The following is a 17,885-nucleotide window of genomic DNA, read 5'->3' as shown; positions in this document are numbered from 1 at the left end:
AGGAGATCCCGTGGCACTGATCCGCAGGGTTGCTTTGCTCTCCCTCCATACCTCGCCGATGGAACAGCCAGGCTCCGGCGACGCCGGCGGAATGAACGTGTACGTCCGCGAACTGGCCGAAGCCCTGGCCGAAGCCGGGATCGAGGTGGAGATCTTCACCCGCGCCACCGCCGCCAACCAGCCGGCCGTTGAACATCCGGATCCCGGCGTCTGCGTCCACAACGTAATGGCCGGGCCGCCGCGGAAGGTTCCGAAAGAGGAACTTCCGGGCCTGGTGAACGCCATGGTGGCGGAGATCGAGCAGATCCGCCGCCGCCAGCCGCACGGGCGCTACGACGTGATCCACTCGCACTACTGGGTCTCCGGACTGGCCGGCCTGGAACTGTCCCGGCAATGGGACGTGCCCTTGGTCCACACCATGCACACCATGGCCAAGGTCAAAAACCTGCTCCTGGAATCCGGTGAACAGCCCGAACCGCGGCGGCGCGAAGTGGGCGAGCAGCGCATTGTGGATGGCGCGGCCAGGCTGATCGCCAACACCAGCGCCGAGGCCGGCGAGCTCGTCTCCCATTACGGCGCCAGCTTCGAGCGGATCGACGTCGCTCCCCCGGGCGTTGACCTCAACACGTTCACGCCGGCGTTCCGCACCCGGTCGCGCGCCGAACGGGGCATCAGCCCGGACACGTTCCACCTGGTTTTCGCCGGCCGCATCCAGCGCCTCAAAGGCCCCCAGGTCCTGGTGAAGTCCGCCGCGCTGCTGCGCCAGCGCCGGCCGGACATCGACCTCCGGCTCACCATCCTCGGCTCGCTGAGCGGAAACAAGGAATTCAACCTCCGGCGGCTGGTTGCCGAGGCAGGAATGGACGACGTCGTCACGCAGCTTCCGCCGGTCAAGGCACCGGAGCTGGCGGGCTGGTTCCGGGCGGCTGACGTGGTGGCCATGCCGTCCTTCAGCGAATCCTTCGGGCTGGTGGCGCTGGAGGCCCAGGCCTGCGGCACTCCCGTGGTGGCCACCCGGGTGGGCGGCCTCTCGCGTGCCATCTTCCACGGCCGGACGGGCCTGCTGGTGGACGGGCATCATGCCGCTGACTGGGCCGATGCGCTCGAAGCGCTCTACGACGATCCGGCCACCCGGGCTGACATGGGCCGGGCCGCCGCCATCCGCGCGCAGAGTTCCGGCTGGCAGCGCACGGCGGCGGTCACCCTGGACAGTTACCACGCCGCTGCCGACGACTCAGCCGCGCCCCGCCTGGTCCGCGCCATCCCCGCTTCCTGACGGCCGCCGTCGTCAACGCCACTGCGGTGGCGCCAACCCAAGGAAAGGACAACGGTGTCTGATTTCCCGACTGATCTGCAGATAGCCCGTGCCGCCGCCATCCGGCCCATCACCGAGATTGCCGAAGCCGCTGGCATCAACGGTGCGGCGCTGGAGCCCTACGGACGATACAAGGCCAAGATCGACCCGGCGCTGCTGGACGCACCCGGGCCTGCGGGGAAGGTGGTCCTGGTGTCGGCCATGTCCCCCACCCCTGCCGGCGAGGGCAAGTCCACCACCACGGTGGGGCTGGCGGACTCGCTGGCCCGGGCCGGGCACAAGGTGATGATTGCGTTGCGGGAACCGTCGCTCGGGCCCATCCTGGGCATGAAGGGCGGGGCAACGGGCGGCGGCTATTCGCAGGTGCTGCCCATGGACGAGATCAACCTGCATTTCACCGGTGACTTCCACGCTGTGACCAGCGCCAACAATGCCCTGATGGCCCTGGTGGACAACCACATCTACCAGGGCAACGAACTGGACATCGACCCGCGGCGGATGACGTTCAAGCGCGTCCTGGACATGAATGACAGGGCGTTGCGGGAGGTGGTCATCGGGCTGGGTGGACCCGCCCAGGGCGTCCCGCGGCAGGACGGTTTCGACATTACCGTGGCCTCCGAGGTCATGGCTGTGTTCTGCCTGGCCACGGACCTGGCCGACCTCCGGGACCGCCTGGGCCGCATCACGTTCGGCTACACCTACGCGCGCAGGCCCGTCACGGTGGCCGACCTTAAGGTGCAGGGCGTCCTGACACTGCTCCTCAAGGACGCGATCCGGCCCAACCTGGTGCAGACCATCGCCGGCACGCCCGCGCTGGTCCACGGGGGCCCGTTTGCCAACATCGCGCATGGCTGCAATTCCCTGATCGCCACCCAGACGGCCCGGCGGCTGGCGGACATTGTGGTTACCGAGGCGGGGTTCGGCGCCGACCTGGGGGCCGAGAAATACATGGACATCAAGGCCCGCACGGGCGGGGTTGCGCCGTCCGCGGTGGTGGTTGTGGCGACGGTCCGGGCCCTGAAGATGCAGGGCGGCGTAGCCAGGGACCAGCTGACCCGCCCTGACCTGGCGGCGCTGGAAGCCGGCGTGGCCAACCTCCGCCGGCACGTACGGAACGTGGAAAAATTCGGCGTCCCGCCGGTGGTCGCCATCAACCGGTTCTCCTCGGACACGCAGGAGGAACTGGACTGGCTCCTGGCCTGGTGCGCCGCTGAAGGCGTTCCGGCCGCCGTCGCGGACGTTTGGGGACACGGCGGCGGCGGCGCCGGGGGCGATGAACTGGCGGCCCTGGTGGCACAGGCCCTGACGGAACCCACCAGCTTCCGGCACCTGTACCCCCTGGACATGCCTGTGGAGGAGAAGATCCGGACCATCGCGCAGGAGATCTACGGGGCGGACGGCGTGGACTTCTCGGTGCCGGCCCTGAAGCGGCTCGCCGACATCGAGCGGAACGGGTGGGGCAACCTGCCAATCTGCATGGCCAAGACCCAGTATTCATTTACCGACGACGCCACCCGGCTGGGTGCCCCCAAAGGCTTCACCATCCACGTGCGCGACCTGCTGCCCAAGACCGGTGCGGGTTTCATCGTGGCCCTGACCGGCGCGGTGATGACCATGCCGGGCCTCCCGCCGGAACCGGCAGCGCTGCGGATGGACGTGGACGACGCCGGAAACCCGGTGGGGCTCGCCTAAAACCGTCGGCCCCTCCCCTCCCCTCCCCGTTGCGCTATCACTTAGGGTCCCCAAAAGGGGACTTTAGGGACCACAACTGATAGCGCAACGGGGGCTGTGGATAACTTCAGCGGACCACCCTGGCTCCGCGCCACAATGGTGCCATGCACCAGCCCTCGCCCCTCCCAAAAGGACTCTCCGCCGCGCCTTTCACCGTCCACGAGGCGCGGGCGGCGGGCCTGACCCGGGGCCGGCTGCGTGCAGCGGACCTGACATCCACCGGGCGCCTGCTCTACCAGCGCTCGGATTGGGAGTTCGACCTTCCGGGGGTGGCACGGGCACTCTCCGCGGCCACGCCCGGTGCCTGGATATCCCATCTGACGGCTGCCGCGCTGCTGGGCCTGTGGTTGCCGCCGTGGCTCCAGGACAGCCGCGAACTGCACCTGAGTAAGCCCAAGGCCTTGCCGCCAGCCCGACGCTCCGGGGTGGTGGGCCACACCGTTCTTGCTTTCCCTGACGAGACCATGTGCTGGGAGGGCATCCACCTGTCCACCCCAGCGCGCACCTGGCTGGACCTGGCCAGGCGTTTGCCGTTGGAGCATCTGGTGGCGGTCGGCGACCAGCTGGTGCGCCCGCCCCGCCCCGGCCTCGAGCTGCGGACGGAAGCCTGGTCCAGCGTCCAGGAGCTGCGGCTGGTCGCTTCCCGGCACCCAAAGCTCAAGGGCATCGTCAAGGCGCGTACCGCCGTCGAACTTGTCCGTTGCGGTTCAGACTCCGCCCCTGAGACGTTCCTGCGCCTGGCCCTGACAGACGCCGGGCTCCCCGAGCCCGGCCTTCAGGTCCGGATCGATCCGGCCGATCCCTACTCGCCGGCCGCCGACCTCGGGTACCGGGCCCGCCGCATCGCGATCCAGTACGACGGCGGCCATCACCTCAGCCGCGAACAGCAGTCCCGCGACAACCGGCGGGATGCAGCCTTCCATGCTGCCGGCTGGCGGTACTTCAAGTTCAACGCCGACGACCTTGCCCGGGACTTCCGCGGCGCCGTTGGCCAGATCCGGGCGGCGCTGCGCCAGGCCTGAACGCACGTTGCCCTATCACCTATGGTCCCCAAACAAGGCGTTTGGCGACCATAGGTGATAGGGCAACGGGAGGGTGGGAGGGCTTAGCGCTCCAGGTCACCGCGGATGAAGGCTTCGACCTTCTCGCGGGCGAGGTCGTCGTTGAACTGCTCCGGCGGCGACTTCATGAAGTAGCTCGATGCGGAGAGCAGCGGCCCGCCCACACCACGGTCCAGGCCGATCTTCGCCGCGCGGATGGCGTCGATGATCACGCCGGCGGAGTTGGGCGAATCCCAGACCTCCAGCTTGTACTCCAGCGATACGGGGGCGTCGCCGAAGTTGCGGCCCTCGAGCCGGACAAACGCCCATTTGCGGTCATCGAGCCACTGGACGTAGTCCGACGGGCCGATGTGGACGTCCTTGGCGGCGAGTTCGGCCTGAACGTTGGACGTCACGGCCTGGGTTTTGGAGATCTTTTTGGACTCCAGGCGGTCACGCTCCAGCATGTTCTTGAAGTCCATGTTGCCGCCCACGTTCAGCTGGTAGGTGCGGTCAAGGGTGACGCCGCGGTCCTCGAACAGCTTGGCCATGACGCGGTGCGTGATGGTGGCACCGATCTGGCTCTTGATGTCGTCGCCCACGATCGGCACGCCGGCGGCGGTGAACTTGTCCGCCCATTCCTTGGTGCCGGCGATGAAGACGGGCAGGGCGTTGACGAACCCGACGCCCGCATCGATGGCGGCCTGGGCATAGAACTCGGCGGCGGCCTGGGATCCCACGGGCAGGTAGCAGACCATCACGTCGACCTTGGCGTCCTTGAGTGCCTGAACCACGTCCACGGGCTCTTCCGTGGACTGTTCAATGGTCTCGAGGTAGTACTTGCCCAGGCCGTCCAGGGTGTGGCCGCGCTGGACCGTGACGCCTGTGGGCGGCACGTCGGCGATCTTGATGGTGTTGTTTTCGCTGGCCAGGATGGCATCCGCAAGGTCAACGCCGACCTTCTTGCCATCAACATCAAACGCGGCAACGAACTCAACGTCGCCCACGTGGTACTGGCCAAACTCAACGTGCATCAGGCCGGGAATGGTGGCCGCAGGATCGGCGTCCTTGTAGTACTGGACGCCCTGGACCAGCGAGGCGGCGCAGTTGCCAACGCCGACGATTGCAACACGGATCGGATGTGAAGACACGGAACTCCTTTATGACATACGTCAGCCCGCTGGCTTCCGCTGCAAAAGACGTGCGACGGCGGCCGGCAGGCATGGCGCCAAACGGCGCCTTTTCATGATACCCAACAGGGCGGTGCCGGGGATTGTTCCCCGGCACCGCCCCGCAACAAAAGGCTTAGGCGTTCTGCTTCCAGAGGCTGATGTCCGAATCGACGGCGAACTCGTCGATCGCGGTTAGTTCCGCTTCGGTGAAGCCAAGGTTGTTGAGGGCGCCCAGGGTGTCCTCGAGCTGGCGCACGCTGGAGGCGCCCACCAGCGCTGACGTCACCGGGGTGCCCTTGGGCTGGTCGCGGAGGAGCCATGAGATGGCCATCTGGGCCAGGGTCTGGTCCCGGCCGGCGGCGATGCTGTTCAGCCCGCGGATCCGGTCCAGCTTCTCTTCCGTGATGGCGTCCCCGGACAGGAACCGGGCCTTGGCGGCGCGGGAGTCGGCGGGGATGCCGTTGAGGTAGCGGTCCGTGAGCATCCCCTGCGCCAGCGGCGAGAAGGCGATGGACCCTGCACCCACCTGGTCGAGGGCCTCGTACAGGTTGGGGGTGCCGTTTTCTGTCCACCGGTTCAGCATGGAGTAGCTGGGCTGGTGGATGAGCAGGGGCGTGCCGAGGTCCTTGAGGATCCGGGCCGCTTCGAGGGTCTGCTCGGGCGTGTAGGAGGAGATGCCGGCGTACAGGGCCTTGCCGGAGCGCACGGCGTGGTCCAGGGCGCCCATGGTCTCTTCCATGGGCGTTTCCGGGTCCGGCCGGTGGCTGTAGAAGATGTCCACGTAGTCCAGGCCCATGCGCTGCAGGGACTGGTCCAGGCTGGACAGCAGGTACTTGCGCGATCCCCACTCGCCGTAGGGGCCGGGCCACATGTAGTAGCCGGCCTTCGTGGAGATCACGAGTTCGTCGCGGTACGGCTTGAAGTCGTCCTGCAGGTGCCGGCCGAAGTTGGTCTCCGCGGTGCCGTCCGGCGGGCCGTAGTTGTTGGCCAGGTCAAAGTGGTTGACGCCCAGGTCGAAGGCGCGGCGCAGGATGGCGCGCTGTTCGTCGAAGCGCTTGTCGTCGCCGAAGTTGTGCCACAGGCCCAGGGAAATGGCGGGCAGCTTCAGGCCGCTGCGGCCGACCCGGCGGTAGGGCATGGATTCGTAGCGGTTCTCCGCTGCAGAATAAGTCATACTTCCATCCTGCCAGTTGTGACCCGCACAACACGCAGGGAGGGGCGAAGTTACGCCCCAGGCTGACAGCGCAGCCCGGGGCGTAACCAAACGTCAGGCCTTGACGATGGCTGCACTCCACGGCTGCAGGACCAGGGTGCCGGCAGCCAGTTCCGTGCCGGCGTCCGTGGCGAGCAGGACCGAGCCGGCGACTTCCTCCAGCCGGGCTTCGGCATCCGCAAAATTCAGCAGCACCTCAACGCTGCCGCGCCGGAAGCGCAGCCAGCCGGCGGCGTCGTCAAACTCCACCGTGGTCTCCGCAAAACCGAGCCCGGCCAGTTCCGGGTGGTCCCGGCGCACCGCAGCCAGGGACCGGTACATGTCCAGCAGCCGGGCGTGATCGCCGGTGCCGGCTTCATCCCAGTTGAGCTTGGACCGGTGGAAGGACTCCGGATCCTGCGGATCGGGAACCACCGCGGGATCCCAGCCCATCCGTTCAAATTCCTTGATCCGGCCCTCGGCGGTGGCCTTGCCCAGTTCGGGTTCGGGATGCGAGGTGAAGAACTGCCAAGGCGTGCTGGCGGCGAACTCCTCACCCATAAACAGCATGGGTGTGAACGGCGAGGTCAGCGTGAGCACCGCGGCGAGGGCCAACTGGCCATGTGAGAGTGACTGGGAGAGCCTGTCCCCCGTGGCCCGGTTGCCGATCTGGTCGTGGTTCTGGTTGCAGACCACCAGCGCCGCCGGGTGCACCAGCGAGGCGTCGATGGGCCGGCCGTGGTGGCGGCCGCGGAAGCTGGAGTAGCTGCCGTCGTGCAGGAAGCCATCCTTGAGTACCTTGGCCAGGACGGCCAGCGAGGCGAAGTCCCCGTAGTAGCCCGTGGTTTCGCCGCTGACACTGACGTGCACGGCATGGTGGAAGTCGTCGCTCCACTGCCCCGCCAGGCCGTAGCCGTTGACATCCCGTGGGTACATCAACCGCGGGTTGTTCAGGTCGGATTCGGCGATGAGGGTCTTGGCCAGTCCGGTCTCGGCGGCGACAGCATCGCCCAGGGCACCGAGCTCCTCCAGGATGTGCACAGCACGCTCGTCCCGCAGGGCGTGCACGGCATCAAGCCGGAGTCCGTCCACGTGGTAGTCCCGCAGCCAGAGCGCGGCGTTGTCCAGGATGTACTCCCGGACAACATCCGAGCCCGCACCGTCCAGGTTGACGGAGTCGCCCCAGGTGTTGGCGTCGCCCTGCTTCAGGTACGGGCCGAATTTGGGCAGGTAGTTGCCACTGGGGCCAAGGTGGTTGTAGACGACGTCCTGGATAACGCCCAGGCCCGCAGCGTGCGCGGCGTCGACAAACCGCTGGTAGGCCGCCGGCCCGCCGTAACCTTCGTGGACCGCGTACCACTGGACGCCGTCGTAGCCCCAGTTGTGCGTGCCGTTGAAGCCGTTGACGGGAAGCAGTTCCACAAACCCGACGCCGAGGTCCGCGAGGTAGTCCAGTTTGGCGGCCGCGGCGTCCAGGGTTCCTTCGGGCGTGAAGGTGCCCACGTGCAGTTCGTAGATCACCGACCCCTGCAGCTCCTTGCCCTGCCAGTTGCCGTCCTGCCAGTGGTGCGCGGCAGGATCGAACGTCCGGGAGAGGCCGTGGACGCCGTCAGGAACCCGACGGGACCGGGGATCCGGCACCGGGGTGGTGTCGCCGTCGAGCAGGTACCCGTAATCGACTTCGCCAAAGGCTGGCGCGTCCGGGGCGGACCACCAGCCTTCAGTGCCGGGAGCGGAGTGGACCTTTTCCATCGGGTATTCCCGGCCGTCTGCCGCCAGCACCACGGTGGTTGCGTCCGGCGCCCAGACGTCAAAACGGGCAGTGCCGTTGTGTACCAGGGTCATCGGGTTGCTCCATTCGCTGGTACCAGCAGGGCCACCGGATAGGTGCCCAGCAGTTCGGCCACCGGGACGCTGCCGGGCCCATACCCGGCACCGGTGAGTTCGTCCCGCATCGGCACGGAAAGCTCGACGGCGGTATCGCGCCAGCCGCCGCCGGCCGCCAGTCCCGCAGGGAGCCTGGTGGCCAGGGCGAGTGCGCCGTCCGCATCCGCACCACGGGAGAAGGCCACGAGGTGGCCGGCCGCCGCACCGGCGGCCTGCACCGGGCTGTAGCCGGCAAAAAGCTCGGGCCGGTCCCGCCGCAGCCGCAATGCCCGCGAGGTGACCAGGAGCTTGCTGGCCTCCGTGCCCGCGGCGGGCAAGGTCCCGGCGTCGATGCACGCCAGTTCGTCGCGGCGTTCACCGAAGTCCACGGGGCGGCGGTTGTCCGGATCGGTCAGGGACCGTTCCCAGAATTCGCTGCCCTGGTAGACATCCGGCACGCCCGGCATGGCCAGCTGGACCAGCTTGGCGGAGAGCGAGTTGGACGCTGCGTGCGCATCGATGGTGTCCACAAACGCCGTGAGGGCTGCCGCCACTTCGGTGTTGTCGAACACGGCATCCACTGCTGCCGTGACGGCCGCCTCGAAGGCTTCGTTGGGTTCGGTCCAGGTGGTGGAGTTGCCGGCCTCGCGGGCCGCCTTCTCCGCGTAGTCCTGGAGCCGTTCCCGGCTGGCGGGCCAGGCGCCCACAATTGCCTGCCATAGCAGGTTCTCGAACGGGCCGTCCGGGATGGGGGCAAGCCTGCGGAGGGTGGCAAGGGTTCCGGCCCATTCAGCGGGGAGTTCGGCGATGACCGAGATCCTGGCCCTGGCATCCTCGCTGCGCTTCGTGTCATGGGTGGAGAGCGTGGTCATGGACAGCGGCATGTCCTGGTGGCGCCGCTGCATCCGGTGGTGGAACTCCGCCGGGTCCAGTGCGAACTCGGTGGGTTCGGCACCCACCTCGGTGAGTGTGCCCAGCCGCGTGTACCGGTAGAAGGCGGTGTCCTCCACGCCTTTGGCCATGACCATGCCGGAGGTCTGCTGGAACCGGACAGCCAGGGCGTGCTCCGGATCCAGCAGCAGGGGCAGGAGCGTGTCCACGGTGGCTGCCAGCTCCGGCCGGTGGCCCGCTGCGGCGCCGGCTGCTTCCTTGAGCACCTCGGCGCCTGTGGGCAGGTACGTCCGGTAGACCGGGAACGCGGCGATGATTTCGGCGAGGGCGTCTGCGGCCGCTGCCACGGACAACCCTGCGGACTCCGGCACCAGCCGGGCCAGCCGGAGCACCTCGGAGCGCAGGATGCCGTCCGCGATCATGCGCTTGGTGCCGCGGATCATCCCGGCGTAGTCCGCGGGGCTGCCGCCGCGCAGGGATGCGTCCAGGTCATCAAGTCCCGGCTGGCCGGCCGGGTCAACAAAGAGCCGGTCCACGTCAGCCAGGGCGTCGTACCCGGTGGTCCCTTCGCAGGCGAATTCGCCGGGCAGGGCTTCCCCTGGTTCGAGGATTTTCTCCACCAGAATGTACGCACCGCCGGTGAGGTCCTTGAGCCAGCGCAGGTAGCCGCCCGGATCGGCCAGGCCGTCCGGGTGGTCCACGCGGAGCCCGTCCACCAGGCCTTCGCTGAACCAGCGGCCCACCTCGGCATGGGCTTCTTCAAAAACGCGGGGCGTTTCCACACGGATGCCCGCCAGGGTGGTGACAGCGAAGAAGCGCCGGTAGTTCAGCTCGGCGTCGGCCCGCCGCCAGCCCACCAGCTGGTAGTGCTGGCGGTTGTGGACGTCCTGCGCGGAGTCCCCGGCCGAATACGTGCCGGCGGCCAGCGGGAACCGGTGGTCGTAGTACCGCAGCTCGCCGTCCACGATTTCCAGCTTGTCCAGGTCATCGTCCGAGCCCAGCATGGGCAGGCGCACCTTGCCCCCGGCGAGGTCCCATTCGACGTCGAACGCGTCCGCGTACGGCGAGTCCTTGCCTTCCTTCAGCAGGGACCACCACCAGGGGTTCTGCGCGGGCGTGGCTACGCCCACATGGTTCGGCACAATGTCCACCAGGACACCCATGCCGTGCTCGCGGGCGGCTGCCGAGAGGGCCAGGAGCCCTTCCGGGCCGCCGCGTTCGGGGTCGACGGCGGAAGGGTCGGTCACGTCATAGCCGTGGTCCGAGCCCTGTTCCGCCGTCAGGATCGGTGAAAGGTAGATCCAGTCCGCCCCCAGGTCCTTCAGGTACGGGACGGTGGCGGCAGCGTCGAAGAGCGTGAAGCTGCGCCGGATCTGCAACCGGTAGGTGGAAGCGGGGACCTTCACTTTTCGTCCGCCTTCGCTTCACTTGCCCTTGCTTCGCTGGCTTCGGCGGCCTGCGTCTGCGCCTCCACCATTTCCACCTGGGCTTCTTCATGATCGGCCATGGAGGCCAGGGACGCGGCGGCGGACAGATCCACCTCAGCTTCGGGGCCGGAGTAGGCCCGCAGGACCACCATGGATTTGGCATCCAGCGTGATCGTGGCGCCGGCCTTGAGCGGTTCGTACGCGTCTGCCTGGGCTGCGGTATCGATCATGACTTCCCAGTACTGGGCGTACTCCTCTGACGGAAGGAGGAAGTCCACACTGTCATCGTGGGCGTTGAAGGTCATGAGGAAGCTGTCGTCGGTGATGCGGCGGCCGCGGAAGTCCTTCTCCTGGATGCCGTCGCCGTTGTAGAAGACGCCGATGGTCCGGCCAAAGCCGTTGCCCCAGTCCTCGGGCAGCATTTCGGTGCCGTCGGTCCGCAGCCAGACGATGTCGGGCAGCTTCTCGCCTTCGCCACGCCGGACGGGCCGGCCGTCGAAGAAGCGGCTGCGCCGGAAGGTGGGGTGGTCGCGCCGGAGTTTGTTCACGAAGGAGGTGAATTCGACCAGCGGCTGGTCCATGGCATCCCAGTGGATCCAGCTCAGCTCGGAGTCCTGGCAGTAGGTGTTGTTGTTGCCCTGCTGCGTGCGGCCGAGTTCGTCGCCGTGGAGCACCATGGGGACACCCTGCGAGAGCAGGAGGGTAGCCAGGAAGTTCCGCTGCTGGCGCGCGCGGAGCGTCAGGACTTTTTCGTCGTCCGTGTCGCCCTCTTCGCCGCAGTTCCAGGACCGGTTGTGCGACTCGCCGTCGTTGTTGCCTTCACCGTTGGCGTCGTTGTGCTTCTCGTTGTAGGACACGAGGTCGCGCATGGTGAAGCCGTCGTGGGCCGTGACGAAGTTGATGGAGGCCACCGGGCGGCGGGCGGAGCTTTCGTAGAGGTCCGCGGAACCGGTCAGGCGGGAAGCGAATTCACCCAGTGTGGCGTGCTCGCCGCGCCAGAAATCACGGACTGTATCGCGGTATTTGCCGTTCCATTCAGTCCACTGTGGCGGGAAGTTGCCCACCTGGTAACCGCCGGGGCCAACGTCCCACGGCTCGGCGATCAGCTTGACCTGCGAGACGATCGGGTCCTGCTGGATGAGTTCGAAGAAGGTGGAAAGCTTGTCGACGTCGTAGAACTCACGGGCCAGGGTGGAGGCGAGGTCGAAGCGGAACCCGTCGACGTGCATTTCCGTGACCCAGTACCGGAGGGAGTCCATCAGCAGCTGCAGGGAGTGCGGATGCCGGACGTTCAGGGAGTTGCCGGTGCCGGTGTAGTCCATGTAGTGCTTCTGGTCGCCGTCAACCAGGCGGTAGTAGGCCTGGTTGTCGATGCCCTTGAAGGACAGGGTGGGGCCCAGGTGGTTGCCCTCGGCGGTGTGGTTGTAGACCACGTCCAGGATGACTTCAATGCCGGCCCGGTGCAGGTCGCGGACCATTGCCTTGAATTCCTGGACCTGGTTTCCCACGTCACCTGCGGAGCTGTAGGTGTTTTGCGGGGCGAAGAACCCGATGGTGTTGTAGCCCCAGTAGTTGTTCAGGCCCTTTTCCACCAGGGTGCCGTCATTGACGAACTGGTGGACCGGCATCAGTTCGATCGCGGTGGCGCCGAGCTTCTTCAGGTGCTCGATCACGGCGGGGTGGGCAACGCCGGCGTAGGTGCCGCGCTGCTCCTCGGGGATCTCGGGGTGCAGCTGGGTCAGGCCCTTGACATGCGCCTCGTAGATGACGGACTGGTGGTACGGAATCCGGAGCTGGCGGTCGCCGTCCCACTCGAAGAACGGGTTGATGACCACACCGTGCATCGTGTGGGGAGCCGAGTCGGCGTCGTTTGTGGAGTCTGGATCGCCGAACTCATAGGAGAACAGGGCCGGGTCCCAGTCGATCTGGCCTTCAACGGCCTTCGCGTAGGGGTCCAGGAGCAGCTTGTTGGCGTTAAAGCGGTTGCCGCTGGCCGGATCGTAGGGTCCGTGGACCCGGTAGCCATACTTCTGGCCGGGCTGGATGTGGGGCAGGTAGCAGTGCCACACGTACCCGTCCACTTCAGTCAGCTCGACGCGGGTCTCGGTCAGGTCATCAGCCAGGAGGCAGAGTTCGACCCGCTCCGCCTGCTCGCTGAACAGGGCAAAGTTGGTGCCGGTACCGTCGAAGGTAGCTCCGAGCGGATAAGCGGTTCCAGGCCAGACTTCCATGATGCTCCTCATTGATTGCCGCAGCCGGGAATGAAGCGCCCGGCTGCAGGTGCGAACTTATGCCTACCGTAGCGGCAGGCGGTGACTATTACGTGAATGGGCGCCAGGGTTACTAAGCTTGCTTACTTTACCCCAGGTATGGGGTAAGGCATCGGCGATGCCGCCGGCGGTGATGGGCCCGCCGGCACAGGCGTCCGACGCCGACCTGCCGGCGTTGCCGTGCAGGGCGGCACCGAGTGCGGCCACCGCAGCCCAGCGCGCCGGTTCGGGAATGTCCAGTTTTTCGAAGCGCCCGACGCCGGTCCCCTCCTGGGCGAGCAGCGCGCCGATGATGCCGGCCAGGACGTCGCCGCTGCCGGCGGTGGCAAGCCACGGGACGCCGTCGGCCTGGCTGAACACGGTTCCGCCGGGGTCCGCCACCAGAGTGGTGGCACCTTTCAGGAGGACAGTGGCGCCCGTCAACGCGGCGGCCCCGCGGACAGCGGCCAGGGTTCCGGCCTCCACTCCGGCACGGTCCGCGGGTTGGCCCAGCCTCGCCAGCAGGGCGGCGAGTTCGCCGGCGTGCGGGGTCAGGACCACCTGGGGGCCGAGGGCAGCGGGCAGGGCCGGCAGGGCTCCGGCGTCCGCCACGGTGGGCAGCCCGGAAGCTGCGGCGTCGTGCGCCCGCTGGAGCTGGCGCTGGTCGCCGGGGCCCATGCCGGGGCCCACCAGCCAGGCCTGGACGTGGGTATCGGCCACCGGGCCGTCGCTGCAGACCACTTCGGGGCAGGCCTGCTGCACCAGGCGGGTGGCCTCGGGTGGGCCCAGGTAGCGCACCATGCCGGCGCCGGCCGCCAGCGCGCCGCGGCAGGCCAGGACAGCGGCGCCCGGATAGTCTGCGGAACCAGCCACCACCCCCAGGACACCCCGGGAGTACTTCTGCGCGCGGCGGGCAGGATCCGGCAGGAGGGCGGCCAGGTCGGCGGCTTCCAGCCGGCGCACCGGGGCGGCCGGAAGGTGCGCTTCAATGCCCAGGGGAACCACCTCGACCCGGCCGGAGTGGTCGGCGCCGGGATCTGCCAGCAGCCCTGCCTTGGCGGCTCCGAACGTTATCGTCAGGTCGGCGGAGAGTACCGGTCCGGTCACCACACCGGTATCGGCGTCCACGCCGCTGGGCAGGTCGCAGGCCACGGCAAGGCCCCGGCCTGGAAGGTCCGCGCGTGCGTCGTCGACGGCCCGGACCAGGTCGGCGGCAGGTCCGCGCAGCCCGCCGCGTGCGCCGGTGCCCAGGATCGCGTCAATGACGACGCCGGCGTTGGCCGCTTCCTCGGCCAGACCCTTAAGGGTGGCTTCGGTCAGCCCGCGGACGCGGCCGCCGGCACGTTCAAAGGCAGCGAGGGCTGCGGGGTGGGCAGCGCCTGCGGTGAGGACCGCCGTCGTGCGCATTCCACGTGCGGCCAGGAAGGCGGCGGCGTACAGGCCGTCACCGCCGTTGTTTCCCTTACCGGCAAATACCACCACGCTGGTGCCGGCCAGGCGGCGGCCGCGGGACCGGAGCCCGCCAACCACAGCGGCGGCGAGGCCAAACGCGGCGCGCTGCATCAGGGCATCACCCTGCCCGGCAGCGAGGAGCGGTTGCTCGGCTGCGCGGACCTGCGTTCCGGTGTAGGCGCTGATCATGGGTCCGGGCAGGTCAGCCTTCTGCGATGACGGTGGCCGTGGCGATCCCGCCGTCATGGCTGATGGAGAGGTGCCAGCGCTTGACGCCCTTTGCCTCGGCCACGGCGAGCACGGTGCCTTTGACCTGGACGGTGGGGCCATTGCGGTCCAGTCCGATCCAGCAGTCCTGCCAGTTCATGCCGGCGGGGGCGCCCAGGACCTTGGCCACGGCTTCCTTGGCCGCAAAGCGCGCGGCCAGGGACCGGGTGTTCAGTTCCCGCTCGGCAGGAACAAACAACCGGTCCCGGAGGCCGGGGGTCCGCTCAAGCTGGCGGCCAAACCGCTCGATGTCTACAACGTCTACGCCAATGCCAACAATCATGCGGCTTATTCTACGGTGACGCTCTTGGCCAGGTTGCGCGGCTGGTCCACGTCATAGCCCTTGGCGGCGGCAAGTTCCGCGGCAAAGATCTGCAGCGGCACGGTGGTCAGGAGGGGCATCAGCAGCGTGGGCGTCTCGGGGACGTAGAAGACGTGTTCGGCATAGGCCTTTACGGCTTCGTCGCCTTCCTCGGCGATGACCAGGGTGCGGGCGCCGCGGGCGCGGACCTCCTGGATGTTGGAGACCACCTTGGCGTGCAGGGAATCACGGCCGCGGGGGGACGGGACCACCACAAAGACGGGCTTGCCTTCGTCGATCAGCGCAATGGGCCCGTGCTTGAGCTCACCGGCGGCGAAGCCTTCGGCGTGGATGTACGCGATTTCCTTGAGCTTCAGCGCACCTTCCAGGGCCACGGGGTAGCCCACGTGCCGGCCCAGGAAAAGCACCGACTGCTCGTTGGCCATGCTGCGGGCCAGTTCTCGGAGCGGCCCGGCGCCATCGAGGATGGTCTGGATCTTCGCCGGGATCTTGTTCAGGTCCGCCAGGACGTCCTTGATCTGCCCGGAGAAAATGTTCCCGCGCAGCTGGGCCAGGTACAGGCCCAGCAGGTAGGCGGCCGTGATCTGGGCCAGGAACGCCTTAGTGGACGCCACCGCAATTTCTGGGCCGGCGTGGGTGTACAGCACTGCATCGGATTCACGCGGGATGGTGGAGCCGTTGGTGTTGCAGATGGAGATGGTCTTGGCGCCCTGTTCCCGGGCGTAGCGGACGGCCATCAGGGTGTCCATGGTCTCGCCGGACTGGCTGATGGAGACCACCAGGGTGTTGGAATCCAGGATCGGGTCGCGGTAACGGAACTCGTGGGCAAGCTCGACTTCCGTGGGGATCCGGCACCAGTTTTCAATCGCGTACTTGGCGACGGTCCCGGCGTAGGCTGCGGTGCCGCAGGCCAGGACGATGATCTTGTTGACCTGCTTGAGCAGTTCCGGGTCGATCCGCAGCTCGTCGAGGGTCAGGTTCCCGTTCAGGTCCGAGCGGCCCAGCAGGGTCTGCCTGATGGCGTCCGGCTGGTCGTGGATTTCCTTCTCCATAAAGGAGCTGAAGCCGTCCTTCTTGGCAGACGCCGGGTCCCAGTCAACGTGGTATTCCTTGCCTTCGGCGGGGTTGCCGAAGAAGTCGGTAATCTCCACGGAATCGGCGGTGATGGTGACGATCTGGTCCTGGCCCAGTTCCACGGCCCGGCGGGTGTAGTCGATGAAACCGGACACGTCCGAGCCCAGGAAGTTCTCGCCGTCGCCCAGGCCAACCACCAGGGGCGAGTTGCGGCGGGCAGCAACCACCATGTCAGGCTGGTCGGCGTGGACCGCAAGCAGGGTGAAGGCGCCCTCCAGGCGCTGGCAGGCGAGCTGCATGGCCTTGGCCAGGCCGCCGTTCGCCGTTTCGCCGCCCAGGGTATTCCGGAAGATGTCGGCCAGGAGCGCGGCGGCCACCTCGGTGTCCGTCTCGGAAACGAAGCTGATGCCCTTGTTCTGCAGTTCCAGCTTGAGCTCGGCGAAGTTCTCGATGATGCCGTTGTGGATCACTGCCAGGCGTCCGCCGTCGGCCAGGTGCGGGTGCGCGTTGCGGTCAGTGGGGCCGCCATGGGTGGCCCAGCGGGTGTGGCCGATGCCCGTGGCCGTTGCAGGCAACGGATGTTCTTCCAGCTCATGGATCAGGTTGCTCAGCTTCCCGGACTTCTTCCGGGACTCGATGGCGTCCTCGGACACCACCGCAATACCGGCCGAGTCATAGCCCCGGTACTCCAGGCGGCGCAAGCCTTCCAGGACAACGTCCAGGGCGCTGTAGCCGGCATTGACGCCGTCGTTTGAACGGCCCACATATCCCACAATTCCACACATAGGGTCAAGCCTATCGGCAGGGACCGGAAGTTCTAAACCTGGGCAGTGTGCCCGGCTGCGGGAATGTTGCGCCTCCCGGCGCGCGCGGCGGCGGGCCCATTTCGCTATGTGCCGGGGGCGGGGCAGAATCTCTAAAGTGACTTTGCAACGCAATGAGGCGAACGGAGAGGGTGCCTCCCCGTTCGTGGAACTGGACCGGCAGACCTGGTCCAGGCTCGCAGCCCAGATGGAGCAGCCCCTCAATGAGGAGGACATCCTCCGGCTGCGCGGCCTCGGCGATCCCCTGGACATGCGGGAAATACGCGAGGTCTACCTTCCCCTGTCCCGGCTCCTGCACCTCTACGTCGAAGCCGCGGGCCAGCTGCATTCGGCCACCACCACGTTCCTGGGCGAGCAGACCCAGCGCACGCCGTTTGTGATCGGCGTGGCCGGTTCGGTGGCCGTGGGGAAATCCACCATCGCCCGCGTGCTCCGGGAAATGCTGCGGCGCTGGCCGGGCACCCCGAACGTGGAGCTCATCACCACCGACGGTTTCCTGTATCCCCTGGCGGAGCTGAAGCGCCGCCAGCTGCTGGACCGCAAGGGGTTCCCGGAGTCCTACGACAGGCGGGCCCTGCTGCGGTTCGTCAGCGAGATCAAGGGCGGGGCCGAGGAGGTCCGCGCTCCCTGGTACTCGCACGTCACCTACGATATCGTCCCGGACCGGGAAGTGGTGGTCCGCCGGCCGGATGTGCTGATTGTGGAAGGCCTGAACGTGCTGGCGCCGGCCCGGCCCCGGCATGACGGCCGGCAGGGGCTCGCGCTGAGTGACTTCTTCGACTTCTCCATCTATGTGGATGCCAAGACCTCCTTTATCGAGGAGTGGTACGTGGACCGGTTCCGCAAGCTGCGGACCACTGCTTTCGCCCAGCCGGAGTCCTACTTCCACCGCTACGCCACCCTCTCCGATTCCGAGGCGGAGAGCACGGCCCGCAGCATCTGGAAGCGAATCAACGAGCCCAACCTGGAAGAAAATGTTCTGCCCACCCGCGGCAGGGCCCAGCTGGTGCTTACCAAGGAAGCGGACCACTCCATCCGCCGCATGTTGCTCCGCAAGGTTTAA

General features: G+C 67.4%; 12 protein-coding genes. 4 read left to right on the top strand and 8 right to left on the bottom strand.

Annotation, left to right across the window (positions count from 1 at the left end):
* Positions 1 to 10 precede the first annotated feature (10 nt).
* The 3 genes from mshA to QRN07_RS06665 all read left to right on the top strand — a co-directional run bounded on the left by mshA (position 11) and on the right by QRN07_RS06665 (position 4,068).
* Entirely contained in the window at positions 11 to 1,276 is a 1,266-nt protein-coding gene (gene mshA, locus QRN07_RS06675; protein ID WP_050685758.1) for a D-inositol-3-phosphate glycosyltransferase, read from the top strand.
* Positions 1,277 to 1,330: 54 nt separating this feature from the next.
* Positions 1,331 to 3,007: a formate--tetrahydrofolate ligase gene (locus QRN07_RS06670; protein ID WP_285240663.1), complete on the top strand. Its 1,677-nt coding sequence runs from the start codon at positions 1,331 to 1,333 to the stop codon at positions 3,005 to 3,007.
* A gap of 143 nt (positions 3,008 to 3,150) precedes the next feature.
* The gene (locus tag QRN07_RS06665) at positions 3,151 to 4,068 is read left to right on the top strand and encodes an endonuclease domain-containing protein (protein ID WP_285240662.1); all 918 of its coding nucleotides are present in this window, start codon (positions 3,151 to 3,153) and stop codon (positions 4,066 to 4,068) included.
* Between the two features lie 83 nt (positions 4,069 to 4,151).
* On the opposite strand, the gene QRN07_RS06660 is transcribed toward QRN07_RS06665, so the two are convergent.
* From QRN07_RS06660 to glmS, 8 genes are all read right to left on the bottom strand, one after another.
* On the bottom strand, positions 4,152 to 5,237 hold the full coding sequence (locus QRN07_RS06660) for an inositol-3-phosphate synthase (protein WP_056597015.1): 1,086 nt from the start codon (positions 5,235 to 5,237) through the stop codon (positions 4,152 to 4,154).
* Between the two features lie 154 nt (positions 5,238 to 5,391).
* A complete protein-coding gene (gene mgrA, locus QRN07_RS06655; RefSeq protein WP_285240661.1) occupies positions 5,392 to 6,432 on the bottom strand; it encodes an L-glyceraldehyde 3-phosphate reductase in 1,041 nt (346 codons plus the stop codon).
* Positions 6,433 to 6,525: 93 nt separating this feature from the next.
* A complete protein-coding gene (treZ, locus tag QRN07_RS06650) occupies positions 6,526 to 8,295 on the bottom strand; it encodes a malto-oligosyltrehalose trehalohydrolase (protein ID WP_285240660.1) in 1,770 nt (589 codons plus the stop codon).
* Positions 8,292 to 10,613 (bottom strand): malto-oligosyltrehalose synthase, encoded by a 2,322-nt coding sequence (treY, locus tag QRN07_RS06645; RefSeq protein WP_285240659.1) that lies wholly within the window; start codon positions 10,611 to 10,613, stop codon positions 8,292 to 8,294. Before treY ends, treZ begins: the two co-directional genes overlap by 4 nt.
* Positions 10,610 to 12,865, bottom strand: a complete 2,256-nt coding sequence (glgX, locus tag QRN07_RS06640; protein WP_050685749.1) for a glycogen debranching protein GlgX — start codon at positions 12,863 to 12,865, stop codon at positions 10,610 to 10,612. Before glgX ends, treY begins: the two co-directional genes overlap by 4 nt.
* A gap of 63 nt (positions 12,866 to 12,928) precedes the next feature.
* Positions 12,929 to 14,524 (bottom strand): NAD(P)H-hydrate epimerase, encoded by a 1,596-nt coding sequence (locus QRN07_RS06635; protein ID WP_285240784.1) that lies wholly within the window; start codon positions 14,522 to 14,524, stop codon positions 12,929 to 12,931.
* A 13-nt stretch (positions 14,525 to 14,537) separates the two neighbouring features.
* On the bottom strand, positions 14,538 to 14,885 hold the full coding sequence (locus QRN07_RS06630) for a holo-ACP synthase (protein ID WP_050685747.1): 348 nt from the start codon (positions 14,883 to 14,885) through the stop codon (positions 14,538 to 14,540).
* A gap of 5 nt (positions 14,886 to 14,890) precedes the next feature.
* A complete protein-coding gene (gene glmS / locus QRN07_RS06625) occupies positions 14,891 to 16,783 on the bottom strand; it encodes a glutamine--fructose-6-phosphate transaminase (isomerizing) (protein WP_285240658.1) in 1,893 nt (630 codons plus the stop codon).
* 106 nt (positions 16,784 to 16,889) lie between these two features.
* On the opposite strand from glmS, the gene coaA reads away from it, so the two are divergent.
* Positions 16,890 to 17,885, top strand: coding sequence for a type I pantothenate kinase (gene coaA, locus QRN07_RS06620; RefSeq protein WP_197273570.1), 996 nt, complete (start codon positions 16,890 to 16,892; stop codon positions 17,883 to 17,885).

Origin of the sequence: Pseudarthrobacter sp. MEB009 (assembly GCF_030208875.1) — a bacterium.
In the GTDB taxonomy this organism is placed as follows: domain Bacteria; phylum Actinomycetota; class Actinomycetes; order Actinomycetales; family Micrococcaceae; genus Arthrobacter.
Note: the sequence above shows the minus strand (reverse complement) of the source record. Positions and strands in the feature narration are given on the sequence as shown.